Here is a 12,748-nt window from a genome sequence, read left to right as displayed (position 1 = left end):
CGGGCGTCCCACCCGGTGTCAGATCACCTTCAGCCGCACCAGCGCGCCCAGCGTCAACGCGCCCGGCAGCAGCGGCAGCCAGACCGTGATGATCCGGAACGCCAGCACCACCGCGGTCACCACCGCCACCGGGCCGCCCGCCGCCACCAGGGCGACCACGAGCGCGGCCTCCACCGAGCCCAGACCGCCCGGGGTCGGTACGAGAGCGACCGCGACCGTGGCGGCGAGATAGGCGAGCGCCATGTGCGTCACCGGGATGTCGAGCCCCAACGCCAGCCCCACGGTGACCAGTACGCCCGCCTGGAGCGCCGGGAACGCGAGCGAACCGCCCCACAGCGCCAGGACGCGCGTCGGCCGGGTGTGGATCGCACGGGCCTCGCCGAGCGCCGTGCGCACGAAACGGAACACGGCCGTACGCAGCCGCCGCACCAGGAGCACCACGGCCACGGCGGCGCACGCGACGGCGACCGCAGTGACCAGCAGGGGGGCCGAGGTGCCGTCCGGGAGCAGCGGGCCCAGCCGCAGCGCCTGCGGGAAGGCGAGCAGCAGGGCCAGCAGGAGACCGACGCGGGCGACGGACTCGGCCAGCAGATACAGCGCGAGCGCCGCCGAGGAACGGGACAGTGACACCCCGCACACCGTCATGAACCGCAGGTTCACCGCGCTCGCGCCCAGCCCGGTCGGCAGCAGGTGGTTCGCCGCGCCCGCCGCGAACTGGGTGGCCAACAGCCGCCCGGCGGGCAGCCGTTCGACGAGCGCGCCCTGCCGGGTCACCGCCGCCGCGACCCAGGTCAGACAGGTCACGCCGAGCGCCGCGACCAGCCAGGGCCACCGCGCGGTCGCGAGACGGTCGAACCCCTCGACGAGGACGGAGCGGTGCCGCACGGCGACCACCAGGACCAGGACGAGCGGGAGCAGACAGAGGATCCGCCGTACCGGAACACGTCGGGTGAGTCGTCGTGGGAGTGGTATCGCTGTCACACCGGGAGAGGTTCTCCGCCCCGGGCCAACAGGGAGTTGCGGCCATGGGGACACCGGTTGACCGACGGTGGACCAGGCCGGGTGCCCCGCTTCGGCGCGACCTTGACCTCAAGCTTGGTCGAGGTTCTAACGTCCTCCGTATGAGTATGGAGACCACCGCCTGGACCCAGCTGCAGGGCATGATGACCGCCCAGCGGCACAGCCGCCCCCTCGCCCGCGCGACGCTACGGCGCGTCGGCGCCTTCGCCCGTCCACATCGTCGCCGTATCGCGTGGTTCGTCGGCATCGGTGTCGTGACCGCGCTGCTCGCCGTGGCGACGCCGGTGCTCGCGGGCAACGTCGTGGACGTGATCGTGTCGGACGGGGACGAGACACTCGTCGTCCGCCTTGCCGTGCTCATCGCCCTGATCGCGGTCGCCGAGGCGGCCCTCGGGCTGGTCGGCCGACGCCTGTCGGCGACGCTCGGCGAGGGACTCATCCTCGATCTGCGGACCGCCGTCTTCGATCATGTGCAGCGCATGCCGGTCGCGTTCTTCACACGTACTCGTACGGGAGCGCTCGTCAGTCGTCTCAACAACGACGTCATCGGCGCCCAACGGGCGTTCAGCAACACCCTGTCCGGCGTGGTCAGCAACGTGGTCACCCTGCTGCTCACCCTCGCCGTGATGCTGACCCTGTCCTGGCAGATCACCCTCCTCTCGCTCGTCCTGCTGCCCGTCTTCGTGGTCCCCGCCCGGCGCATGGGCAAGCGGATGGCCCGGCTCCAGCGGGAGGCGGCCGACCTCAACGCGGCCATGGGCACCCGGATGACCGAGCGCTTCTCCGCGCCCGGCGCCACCCTGGTCAAGCTCTTCGGACGCCCCGACGACGAGTCCGCCGAGTTCGCCGAACGGGCCGCCCGGGTACGGGACATCGGCGTGCGTACGGCGATGGCGCAGTCGGCGTTCATCACCGCCCTCACCCTCGTCTCGGCCCTCGCCCTCGCCCTGGTGTACGGCCTCGGCGGCTGGTTCGCGCTGCGCGGCACCCTGGACGCGGGCGCGATCGTCTCCCTGGCCCTGCTGCTCACCCGGCTGTACGCGCCGCTCACGGCGCTCGCCGGGGCGCGCGTGGAGATCATGAGCGCCCTGGTGAGCTTCGAGCGCGTCTTCGAGGTACTGGACCTCAAACCGCTGATCGAGGAGAAACCGGACGCCCGCGAGGTCCCCGACGGCCCGGTGGCCGTGGAGTTCGACGACGTCCGCTTCGGCTATCCCTCCGCCGACAAGGTCTCCCTGGCCTCCCTGGAGGAGGTGGCCGCCCTCGACACCCGGGGCGGCACCGAGGTCCTGCACGGCGTCTCCTTCCGCGCCGAACCCGGCCGGACCGTCGCCCTCGTCGGCTCCTCCGGTGCCGGCAAGTCGACCGTCGCCCAACTGCTGCCCCGGCTCTACGACACCGACGCGGGCACCGTCCGCGTCGGCGGCGTCGACGTACGCGACCTCAGCGCGGCCTCACTGCGCGCCACCCTCGGCATGGTCACCCAGGACGGCCACCTCTTCCACGACACCGTCCGCGCCAACCTGCTCCTCGCCCGCCCCGACGCCACCGACGACGACCTGTGGGACGCACTGCGCCGGGCCCGCCTCGACGACCTCGTGCGCGCCCTGCCCGACGCCCTCGACACCGTCGTCGGCGAACGCGGCTACCGGCTCTCCGGCGGCGAACGCCAGCGCATGACCATCGCCCGGCTCCTCCTGGCCCGCCAGCGCGTCGTCATCCTCGACGAGGCCACCGCCCACCTCGACAACACCTCGGAGGCCGCCGTGCAGGAGGCACTCGCCGAGGCGCTGGCGGGCAGGACGGCCGTGGTCATCGCCCACCGGCTGTCGACCGTGCGGACCGCCGACCAGATCCTGGTCGTCGAGGCGGGCCGGATCGTCGAACGCGGGCGCCACGAGGAGCTGCTGGCCGCGGGCGGACGGTACGCGGAGCTGTACCGGACCCAGTTCGAGAAGTCGGCGGAGTCCGCCGCGGAGTCCGCCGCGGAGTCTGCTGCGGAGTCGCCGGTCGCCGCCGTGTGAGAGGAGCGCGCGTCCCCGGGGTCAGCCCTCGACGCCGGTCGCCGCATGGGCGGCCCCGACCGGCTTGGACTCCGGGGAACCGCGCTGCCGCAGATAGATCGAGAGGATCGCCATGGAGGCGATCGCCAGGAACTCCGACTGCCAGTTCTGCAGCGTACGGTTCCAGAAGTCGGCCGAGACGAGGTACTCGGCCCAGCTGTCGGGCGCCTGAAGCCCCCTCAGCTGCTCCTCGTTGTACGCGGCCACACCCGTGATCGACTGGGCGAGCCACGACAGCACGAAGATGGTGCCCATGACGTACCCCAGCGAACTGGCGTACAGCTTGAGGCGGACACCGCCGGCCGCCGCCCAGCGGGGGGACTCGGGGCGCGCGTGCCGCCCCACCCGCTGGTCCCGGTCGGACTCGACGCCGATGCTGTCGGGGTGCTTGGATTCCGGTGAACCGCGCTGCACCAGCCAGACGGTGAGCAGGAGATACAGGAAGAACTGCAGATACTCGGACTGCCAGTTCTCCATCACGTCCACGGCGAAGTCCGACGACGTCATGTACTCGCCGAGGGTGATCTGCTGGAGATCCTCCGCCGCCAGTTGGTTGTCGAAGTCCGCGTGCCCGGCGAACGCCTGGCCGACCAGGGCGAGGGCGAACAGCGCCAGGAAGGTGAGCCCCAGGCCGTTGTCCCGCAGGAACCCCCGGAGCCCGTGCAGGGAGCGTACGGAGCGGTTCATCGGTGCAGCACCCCCAGCGTGACGCAGTAGGCCAGACCGCCCGCGATGATCAGCAGGCACAGCACGAACATGACGCGCACGACGTCCTCACCCCCCTTTCAGCAGACACCGGTAGGGCCGCTCGGGACGCGGCACGCACCCGGCGGCGACGACCTTCCACCCGCCGGAGAACCGCGACAGGAACACGGTGTCCGCCGAGAACACCACCCGGGCCTGCCGCCCGGCGACATCGACGCCCTCGACCGCCTCCTCCGCCGCCGGCACGACCGGAACGTCCTCCTCCAGGACACCGTCCGCGCACGGCAACCGGGCGGACTGCTCCACCTCGTCCCGGACACCCGGCGCCAGCACCGCGCACACCGCGACCCCGTCCTCGGCGTCGAGCGCCCGTTCGAAGTCGAGGGCCGCGTCCAGGGCCGCCGTACGCCGCTCCTCGACCGAGCCACAGCCGGTCGTCAGCAGCAGGACCGCCCCCGCCGCCACTGCCCACCGCCGGTGCCAGGGCATCCAGAGCCTCCCGTTCGGCCGATCAGGTCGGTGTCGACGGACGGTAACCCCGCCCCGGGGACCGCCACCCGTGCCGCGCGACGGATCGGCGTGGCCGTCCCCCGGCCGGGGCAACCGGTGCTACGAACCGCCGGCCCCCGCGTCGCGGGACCCGTCCACCGGCAGCCGGTACACCGCGAACGCGCGCCGGATGACCGGCTGGGCCACATTGCGCACCCGTACCCCACCGCTGGTGATGCCGTGCTCGGTGCCCAGATGGGCGTGCCCGTGCACGGCGAGGTCCGCGCCCGCCTCGTCCATCGCCTCGGCCAGCAGATAGCTGCCGAGGAACGGATAGATCTCCAGCGGCTCGCCGACCAGCGTGTCCGGCACGGGGGAGAAGTGGGTGAGCGCGATCCGGACCGCGCAGCCGTCCGCCGCCAACGCGTCGAGCGCGCGCCGCAGCCCGTCCGCGAGCCCCCGGGTGTGGCGGACGAAGGCCTTCATCTCGGGCTCGCCGAACTCGCTGCCGCTGCGCCCGGCGAAGCCGCCGCCGAACCCCTTGGTCCCGGCGACCCCGACCCGTACACCGTCGACCCGCACGACGGTGCCCTCGCCCTCCAGGACGGTCACGCCCGCCTCCCGCAGCACGGCCGTCACCTCCTCGGGCCGCTCGGCGTGGTGGTCGTGGTTCCCGAGGACGGCGACCACCGGCACCGGCAGTCCCGCCACCTCGCCGGCGACGACCCGGGCCTCCTCCGGGGTGCCGTGGCGGGTGAGGTCCCCGGCGAGCAGCAGCAGATCGGCGTGGTCGGGCAGGGTGTCGAACGCCGGCCGCAGCAGACCCCGGCCGTCCACCCCCAGATGGATGTCCCCGACGGCCGCGACCCGGATCACGACAGCTCCTCGGGCCGCCGGTCGGGCGCGGTGACATCGGCGAGCGTGATGTCCGCCCGTACGGTCACGCCCGGCAGCTCCTCCGCCGCGATGCGCAGGATCGTCTCGCGGTCGGCCGCGGTGGACGCCGTACCGGTGATGTGCACGGCGTCGCCGCGCGCCTCGATCCGCATCCCCAGCTCGGCCGGCCCGCTCCGGGCGAGCCGCTCCTCCAGGTGGGCTATGCGGTACTCGGTGTGCGCCGCCCGGCCCCCCGTCTCCTCCGGCCGGTTCTCATGTCCTGTCGCCATCGCCGGTCTCCTCCGGCTCGCTCACGTCGTCGCTCCCGCTCCCGCCGTCGATCACATGGAGGCGCTCCAGCAGGAACAGGAAGGCGGCCGGCATCGGCTCGGCACCGCACTCCTCGCGCACCCGGCCCCAGTCGATCTTCTCGCGCAGGGTGCGGGCGATCGGCAGCACGGCGCCGAAGTCGCAGTAGTGCTCGGAGAACGCCAGGAGACGCCCGACGAGCAGATCCGTCGCCGCCAGTACGGGCATCCACACGGACTGGACCGAGAGCACCTCCGCCCGGTCCAGCAGCGCGCGGCTGACCGGCGCCCGGGACGGCCGGAAGATCAGATCGACCTCCTGGCCCTGGCTCCGGGTCTTCAGCAGCCAGTCCTCGGGCGGCTCGACGACGGTCAGCCCGGCCGCCTCCAGCGTCCCGGTGACCGCCCCGATGTCCTCCGGCAGCACACAGAAGTCGACGTCGTGCTGAAGGGTCCCCGGCCCGCCGTGCGCGTACACCGCGACGCCACCCGCCAGCGCGAAAGGATGCCCACCGGCCTTGAGCAGCGAAGCGACCTCCTTGGCCGCTTCGAGGATGGCCTGGGTCCGATCGGGGGGAAGCCCGTCGTCGTCCGGGCCGGCGAGATCGCCCATGCCTCCCACGATAGTGCGGCCCCGCCCGATGGCCAGACGTGGCGACGCCGGTCCCGGGCTTCCTCCGGGCCTCTCCGGCGACCGCCCGGTGCGGAACTGGATCAAGAGAGGGACAATGACCGTACGGGGAAAGGTCGTTGGGTACGGCCGTCACATGGACGGGCTCGGGGCGTCCCCCGAGTCGCTCGGGCGGTGGCCCGGCGAGACCGCCGAGGACTGGATCGCCGCGCGGAGGGCGAGTCGGCCCGGCCGGAACTCTGCTATTGCGGGTACGCCGTTCAGCCCGACTGGAATCATGATCACTGCTATCCCGGCATCATCGTCGACTGACTCGACTGACTCGACCGAGTCGACTGAACGGCGCCGCCAGCCGGGCGGACGAGGGGGAGATTCGTGGGGGACATGGCCGACCTCGGTACGACGGTCGTGGAGGTCGTGCGGGAGCGCTGGGGCGTCGTCCTGCCCACCGAGGGTCTCATCGCCCGTTTCACCGAACCCGGTTGGGCCTACGAGGAGGAGGTGGCCCGCCCCTGCCCCGCCTGCGACGGCCGGACGCACGCGCTGCGCCGACCGTACGAGTCGGCGGGGAGGGTCTACCGCTACGTGGCCGTCGTCTGCCCGGTCTGCCCGGCGGCGTACACCCTCGCCGACCTGGGCGTGCAGACCTACGAGAAGCTGTCCGCAGGGCCCGGTACGGCGAAGCCGGGGGCGGCGTGGACCGGTGGGGCGGAGGCTGGTGGGGCGAAGCCGGGGGCTGCGCGGCCCGGTAGGGCGGAGGCCGGTGGGGTGAAGTCGGACCCGGCGCGGGCCGGTGGGGCGGAAGCCGGTGGGGCGCGCGGGTCCGGGTCCGTGCCGACGGTCGCGCGCGCCGGGGCGGCGGCGGCACGACCGCACCCGTCATGGCGGCCCGAGGGGGCACGAGGGCTCGAAGGGTTCCTGGGCCCCTGCCCCACCGAACCGGGTGTCACCATCACCGCCGTGCCGGTCTCCCCGACCCCCGCGTGGCCGGCGGACCTGGTGATGCCGACCGAGCCGGAGAAGCGCCATCTGTTCTGGCGGAAGGTCACCGACCCCGCCTGGCGGCCGCCCGAGGGCGCGGTCACGGCGGCCGACGACGTCCGGGTCATCCTGCCCGAGGGCCCCGCCTTCGACGACCTCCGCGCCCACCTGGCCGAGCGGGGCATTCCGTACCGCGGGGTCCGGCACTGGGCGGAGGACGAACAGGTCGGCACGGTGGGCGAGTTCGGCGGCCCCACGGACCTGGTGGCCCACCCCGCGCGCGCGTTCACCACCCCGGGCGCCGACATGCCGCCCTCGCCCGTCGCGGGGCCCGGGGCGCACGCCGCCCGGGACGCGTTCGAGGCCCAGTGGGACGCCCTCGCGGACCTGCCGGACACCGACGAGGCACCGTACGTACCCGTCACCGAGCTGGTCCCCGGGGACTGGGCCCGGCTGCTGCCGCACCCCACCTTCAACCCGGCCCAGGCCGACGCCGTGCCCGCCCTGCTGAAGGACGACGGGCATGTCATGGTCGTCGCCCCGACCGGCGCGGGCAAGACACCCATCGGCATGGTGGCGGCCCTGCGGGCCCTCGCACAGGGCCGCAAGGCGGCCTGGCTCGTCCCGCAGCGGTCGCTGACCGACGAACTCGACCGCGAACTGGAGAAGTGGCGGCGGCACGGCATCACGATCGCCCGGCTCACCGGCGAGTACGCCACCGACACCGAACTGGTCCGCGAGGCCGGTATCTGGGTCGCGACCACCGAGAAGTTCGAGGCGATCTGCCGCAGCGGCTCGCTGGGCGGCGTCCTCGCCGAGGTCGGCTGTCTGGTCGTCGACGAGATCCATCTGCTCGGTGACCCGGGGCGGGGCGCCGTCCTCGAAGCGGTCCTCACCCGGGTCCGCGAGGACAGCGCCCAGACCCGCATCGTCGGCCTGTCGGCGACCGTGGCCAACGCCGACGAGGTCGCCGACTGGCTGGGGGCCCGGCTGATCCGTACGGCGTGGCGGCCGACCCGGCTCACCTGGCAGATCCCCCTGCTGCCCGCCGCACGCGACGGCGCGCGCTCCACGCGGGCCACCGCCGCGCGGACCTCCGCCGCCGTACGGCTGGTGCGGACCGTGACCGACGAGGGCGGCAGCGTCCTCGTCTTCTGCAGCAGCAAGCGCGGCGTGCGGGCCACGGCCCTCGCCGTCGCCGCGGACCGCGGGGCCCTCACCCGAGGCGTCGACGCGGACGACACGGAACGCGTCGAGCGGCTGTGCGGCAGCGTCGGTGTCGGACTGCACTACCGCGACTGGCCGTACAAGCGCGAGGCCGAGAAGGCGTTCCGGGCCCGGGAGACGGACGTCCTGGTCGCGACCTCCACCGTGGCGGCCGGGGTGAACCTCCCGGCCCGCGCCGTCGTCGTACGCGACGTCCGCCTCGGCCGGAACCGGATCGAGGTGTCCATGGTGCAGCAGATGTTCGGCCGCGCCGGACGGGTCGGCGCGGGGGAGCGCGAGGGCTGGGCCTACCTCCTGGCGGACGAGACGGAGCGCCCCGAGTGGCAGGCGCGGCTGACCGCCGGCTACACCGTGCGGTCCCGCATCGGCGACCGGCTGCCCGACCATGTGCTGGCCGAACTGGTGCAGGGCCGCGTGACCTCGCTGGAGGAGGCCGAGGACTGGTGGACCGACACCTTCGCCTTCCATCAGGGGCATGACAGCGTCGAGCCGCTCCACGACGCCGTGGAGTATCTGCGGGAGGCAGGCTTCCTGCGCCGGCATGCCGGACCCGGCGGCGACACCTTCCTGGAGCCGACCGAACTGGGCACGCTGACCAGCCGTTTCATGGTGGACGCCGTCCTCGCGCACGAGCTGTCCGCGGCGGTGCGTGCCCTGCCCGTACCGGACGACCCCGACCACGCCGAACGGGCCCTGTCCTGGCTGCTGGCCACCCGGCTGCCGGACCTGACCGAGGCCGCGTTCGGCGACCGTGACCGTGCCGTTCTGCGCAGGGTGCTGCGCCACCAGGGCCGGGCGGAGCGCCTGGAGGAGGACCAGGAACCACCGGACCAGGACGAGCCACTGATCCCGGGCGACCTGGCGTACGCCGTGCTGCTGCTGGTCGCCACCAGCCCCCGGGCGTTCACCTCGCGCGCCGGGTACGTGCTCGGCATCCCGGCCGAGAGCCTGACGGCCGTCCTCGACGAGGCCCAGCGCTATCTGGCGTGGCTGGGCGCCCAGGGCAGGCTGGGCACCCTCCACCCCTGGGCGGCCGTCGTCGCCGCCGACCTCGCCGAACGCCTTTGCTGGCGGGCCCTCGGCCCCGGTCGTGGCGCCGGCCGGCTGCTGTGGATGTGCGGCCGGATGGCGACACCGAGGCTGGCCCCGAAACTCGTCCCGCTGATGTGGCGCGCGGCCCGGGGGAGCGGGATCGACTCCCCCGACTGGAGGGGCACCACCCCGCCGGGCCACAACGCGCTCACCCCGGCCCGCTATCAGGCCCTGCTCGGGCAGCGGACCACCGGGACCGTCCTCGCCCCGCACTCCGGCGCACTGCGGGTGACTGCCCCGCCCGACGCGGTGATCTGCCTCTGGGACGGCAGAACGACGACGCGGTACGCCTCCGACGGCACCCCCGCCCTCCTCGACCACCCGCACGGCGACCCCGACGACCCTTCCAGGGGCCGCACAGGAGCCGCCGTCTTCACCCGAGGCGACCACCACGCCACGGACTGGCTCACGCCCTACAACGGCATCGCCTGACCTCTCCCCGCGCAACCCTCCCCGCAGGGGCGTTGCAGCGGTGTTTCTCACCCACCGGAGACCTGTCCGTCGCGCGGGGGGCCGTTGTAGGCTGACAAACAGCCCTTGACCTGCAAGAACGCAGGCAGGGAGCCTAGTTTTCGGGAGTGCCCCATGCTGCGTACCATGTTCAAATCCAAGATCCATCGCGCCACGGTCACCCAGGCCGACCTGCACTACGTCGGGTCCGTGACCATCGACGCCGAGCTGCTCGACGCCGCTGATCTGCTGCCGGGTGAGTTGGTGCACATCGTCGACATCACCAACGGTGCCCGGCTGGAGACGTACGTCATCGAGGGCGAGCGTGGCTCGGGGGTCGTCGGGATCAACGGTGCCGCGGCCCATCTCGTCCATCCCGGGGACCTGGTGATCATCATCAGTTACGCTCAGGTCCCCGACGCCGAGGCCCGCGCCCTGAAGCCCAGGGTCGTGCACGTGGACGGCGGGAACCGGATCGTGGCCCTGGGCTCGGACGCCTCCGAGCCGGTGCCGGGTTCGGACCAGCGGCGCAGCCCGCAGGCCGTCACCGTCTGAGTCCGCGAGGGCCGCCCGGCGCCACGATCCGCACGCGAGGAGTGCCATGAGCGACGTACAGATCCGCGACGACCGGGCGGCCGGCCGGCTGGAGGCCTTCGCCGGTGGCGAACTGGCCGGTCACATCCAGTACTTCGTCCTCGAATCCCCGCAGCGCGCCCTCGTCCCGGTGCACACGATCGTCGAGCTCGCGCACGAGGGACAGGGAGTCGCGGGCTCGCTGGCCCGCGAGTTGTACGGCATCGCGGCCCGCGAGGGCATCGTCGTCGCCCCGCTGTGCCCGTACGTCGTCAGGTGGGCCGAACGGCACCCCGAGGAGGCCCCGGCCGTCGACCCCCAGCTGCTGCGGGCCGCGAAGGACTGGCTGATCGCCCACCCCGAGGGCTTCTGAGGAACCCGTCGGCGGGGTCCGAGGCCGCGGCGGCCGGGTGAGTGGCCGCGCGGCCGACGGGTACCCGTGCGCCAGGTCCATGGCCGACGTACCCATGGCTGGAGGACGCGATGACACACCCCGACCCGGACCCCATGAAGCCGGGCCCCACCCCGGGCCCGGGCCCCGACCGCCCCGAACCCTTCCCGACGCCCCCGTTCCCCGACCCGGTCCCCACCCCCGACCCGGACCCCGTCCCCAACCCCCCGGGCCCCGAACCGGTCCCGGGCGAACCAAGGCCGGACCCGCTGTCGTAGGGAAGTAAATAGAGCGGTGGAAAAGGAAGTGTGGCCCGGCGTGAACGTCTCACGCCGGGCCACATCAACAAGGTTCAGGGGCGCGGGGAACTGCGCGACCAGCCACCGACAACCCGCAGCCGCCGACCGATCTGCACCCCCACCCCCTTAGGCAACTCTCAGGCTTCGATCTCGGACCGCCCCTGCCCCCACAACGTGTGGAACGACCCCTCCCGGTCCACCCGCCGATACGTGTGCGCCCCGAAGAAGTCCCGCTGCCCCTGCGTAAGCGCCGCAGGCAACCGCTCCGCACGCAGCGCGTCGTAGTACGCCAGCGCCGCCGCGAACCCGGGCGTCGGCACCCCCTGCCGCGTCGCCGCCACCAGCACCTCGCGCCAGTCGTCCTGCGCCGCCGCGATCTCCTGGGCGAACGTGTCGTCGGAGAGCAGGCTCGGCAGGTCGGGCCGGGCGTCGTACGCGGCCCGGATGCGGTCGAGGAAGGCCGCGCGGATGATGCAGCCGCCGCGCCAGATCGAGGCGACCTTACCGAGGTCGATGTTCCAGTCGTACTCGTCGCGGGCGGCGTCGATCTCGTGGAAGCCCTGGGTGTACGACACGATCTTGGAGGCGTACAGCGCCTGCTCGACCCGGTCGGCGAAGGCACCCGCCTCGGCCGCGCTGAGCGGCGTGGCCTTCGGGCCGGCCAGCGAGCGGGACGCGTCACGCAGCGCGGCGTGGCCCGACAGGGACCGCGCGAAGACCGCCTCGGCGATACCGGAGACCGGAACACCCAGGTCCAGCGCGATCTGCACGGTCCAGCGGCCGGTGCCCTTCTGCTCGGCCTGGTCGACGACCACGTCCACGAACGGCTTGCCGGTGGCCTCGTCGACGTGCGCCAGCACCTCGGCGGTGATCTCGATCAGGTACGAGTCGAGGCGCCCGGTGTTCCAGGTGCGGAAGATCTCGGCGATCTGCGCGGGCGTGTAGCCGGCCACGTCGCGCAGCAGCTGGTACGCCTCGCCGATCAGCTGCATGTCGGCGTACTCAATGCCGTTGTGGACCATCTTCACGAAGTGCCCGGCGCCGTCGGGGCCGACGTGCGTGACACAGGGCGCGCCGTCGGCGGCCTTCGCGGAGATCTTCTCCAGCATCGGGCCGAGGGAGTCGTACGACTCGACCGGGCCGCCCGGCATGATGCTCGGCCCGTTGAGCGCGCCCTCCTCGCCGCCGGAGATACCGGCGCCGACGAAGTGGATGCCCTGCTCGCGGAGCGCGGCCTCGCGGCGGCGGGTGTCGGCGAAGTGCGCGTTGCCACCGTCGATGATCATGTCGCCGGGCTCCAGGAGCGGCGCGAACTCCTCGATCACCGCGTCCGTCGGCCCGCCCGCCTTCACCATGACGACCAGGCGCCGGGGGCGCTCCAGCGCCTGCACGAAGTCCTTGGCGGTCTCGGCCGCGATGAAGTCGCCCTCGTGCCCGTGCTCCTCGATCAGCGCGTGGGTCTTCGCCGCGGAGCGGTTGTGGACCGCGACCGTGTAGCCGTTGCGGGCGAAGTTACGGGCGAGGTTGCTCCCCATGACCGCGAGGCCGGTGACGCCGATCTGGGCTGAAGTGCTCATACGGTTGGCTCCTATGGATCCTGATATCGGTGGTGCCGTTCCTGCCCGCCAGTATTGTCCTTCCGG

General features: G+C 73.0%; 11 protein-coding genes. 4 read left to right on the top strand and 7 right to left on the bottom strand.

The annotated features are described in order from the left end of the window. Nucleotides 1-18: 18 nt before the first annotated feature. Complete coding sequence (locus tag ACZ7MG_RS22030; RefSeq protein ID WP_471391185.1) at nt 19-981, bottom strand: lysylphosphatidylglycerol synthase transmembrane domain-containing protein; 963 nt, start codon at nt 979-981, stop codon at nt 19-21. A gap of 146 nt (nt 982-1,127) precedes the next feature. Between ACZ7MG_RS22030 and ACZ7MG_RS22025 the strand changes: the two genes are divergently transcribed. Continuing rightward, on the top strand, nt 1,128-3,044 hold the full coding sequence (locus ACZ7MG_RS22025) for an ABC transporter ATP-binding protein (RefSeq protein ID WP_471391383.1): 1,917 nt from the start codon (nt 1,128-1,130) through the stop codon (nt 3,042-3,044). 21 nt (nt 3,045-3,065) lie between these two features. Here the strand turns inward: ACZ7MG_RS22025 and ACZ7MG_RS22020 are convergent, their stop codons facing one another. The 5 genes from ACZ7MG_RS22020 to ACZ7MG_RS22000 all read right to left on the bottom strand — a co-directional run bounded on the left by ACZ7MG_RS22020 (nt 3,066) and on the right by ACZ7MG_RS22000 (nt 6,074). Further along, nucleotides 3,066-3,770 carry a DUF6766 family protein gene (locus ACZ7MG_RS22020; RefSeq protein WP_471391188.1) on the bottom strand — a complete coding sequence of 235 codons (705 nt, stop codon included), beginning with the start codon at nt 3,768-3,770 and terminating at the stop codon, nt 3,066-3,068. 87 nt (nt 3,771-3,857) lie between these two features. Further along, on the bottom strand, nt 3,858-4,277 hold the full coding sequence (locus tag ACZ7MG_RS22015) for a hypothetical protein (RefSeq protein WP_471391190.1): 420 nt from the start codon (nt 4,275-4,277) through the stop codon (nt 3,858-3,860). Between the two features lie 120 nt (nt 4,278-4,397). Then, nucleotides 4,398-5,153: a metallophosphoesterase family protein gene (locus ACZ7MG_RS22010; RefSeq protein ID WP_471391193.1), complete on the bottom strand. Its 756-nt coding sequence runs from the start codon at nt 5,151-5,153 to the stop codon at nt 4,398-4,400. Further along, complete coding sequence (locus tag ACZ7MG_RS22005) at nt 5,150-5,443, bottom strand: BON domain-containing protein (RefSeq protein WP_471391196.1); 294 nt, start codon at nt 5,441-5,443, stop codon at nt 5,150-5,152. Before ACZ7MG_RS22005 ends, ACZ7MG_RS22010 begins: the two co-directional genes overlap by 4 nt. Then, the gene (locus tag ACZ7MG_RS22000) at nt 5,427-6,074 is read right to left on the bottom strand and encodes a nucleotidyltransferase family protein (protein ID WP_471391197.1); all 648 of its coding nucleotides are present in this window, start codon (nt 6,072-6,074) and stop codon (nt 5,427-5,429) included. Before ACZ7MG_RS22000 ends, ACZ7MG_RS22005 begins: the two co-directional genes overlap by 17 nt. Nucleotides 6,075-6,476: 402 nt before the next feature. Here ACZ7MG_RS22000 and ACZ7MG_RS21995 point away from each other — a divergent pair, with 402 nt between their 5' ends. The 3 genes from ACZ7MG_RS21995 to ACZ7MG_RS21985 all read left to right on the top strand — a co-directional run bounded on the left by ACZ7MG_RS21995 (nt 6,477) and on the right by ACZ7MG_RS21985 (nt 10,788). Further along, nucleotides 6,477-9,824 (top strand): DEAD/DEAH box helicase, encoded by a 3,348-nt coding sequence (locus ACZ7MG_RS21995; RefSeq protein ID WP_471391386.1) that lies wholly within the window; start codon nt 6,477-6,479, stop codon nt 9,822-9,824. A 153-nt stretch (nt 9,825-9,977) separates the two neighbouring features. Next, a complete protein-coding gene (panD, locus tag ACZ7MG_RS21990) occupies nt 9,978-10,397 on the top strand; it encodes an aspartate 1-decarboxylase (RefSeq protein ID WP_471391200.1) in 420 nt (139 codons plus the stop codon). A gap of 46 nt (nt 10,398-10,443) precedes the next feature. Beyond that, the gene (locus ACZ7MG_RS21985; RefSeq protein ID WP_471391202.1) at nt 10,444-10,788 is read left to right on the top strand and encodes a GNAT family N-acetyltransferase; all 345 of its coding nucleotides are present in this window, start codon (nt 10,444-10,446) and stop codon (nt 10,786-10,788) included. A 454-nt stretch (nt 10,789-11,242) separates the two neighbouring features. Here the strand turns inward: ACZ7MG_RS21985 and gndA are convergent, their stop codons facing one another. Then, a complete protein-coding gene (gene gndA, locus ACZ7MG_RS21980) occupies nt 11,243-12,682 on the bottom strand; it encodes an NADP-dependent phosphogluconate dehydrogenase (RefSeq protein ID WP_471391203.1) in 1,440 nt (479 codons plus the stop codon). Nucleotides 12,683-12,748: the final 66 nt, after the last annotated feature.

Source organism: Streptomyces sp. NPDC107538 (assembly GCF_055657445.1).
This window is presented reverse-complemented; position numbering and strand designations above follow the sequence as displayed.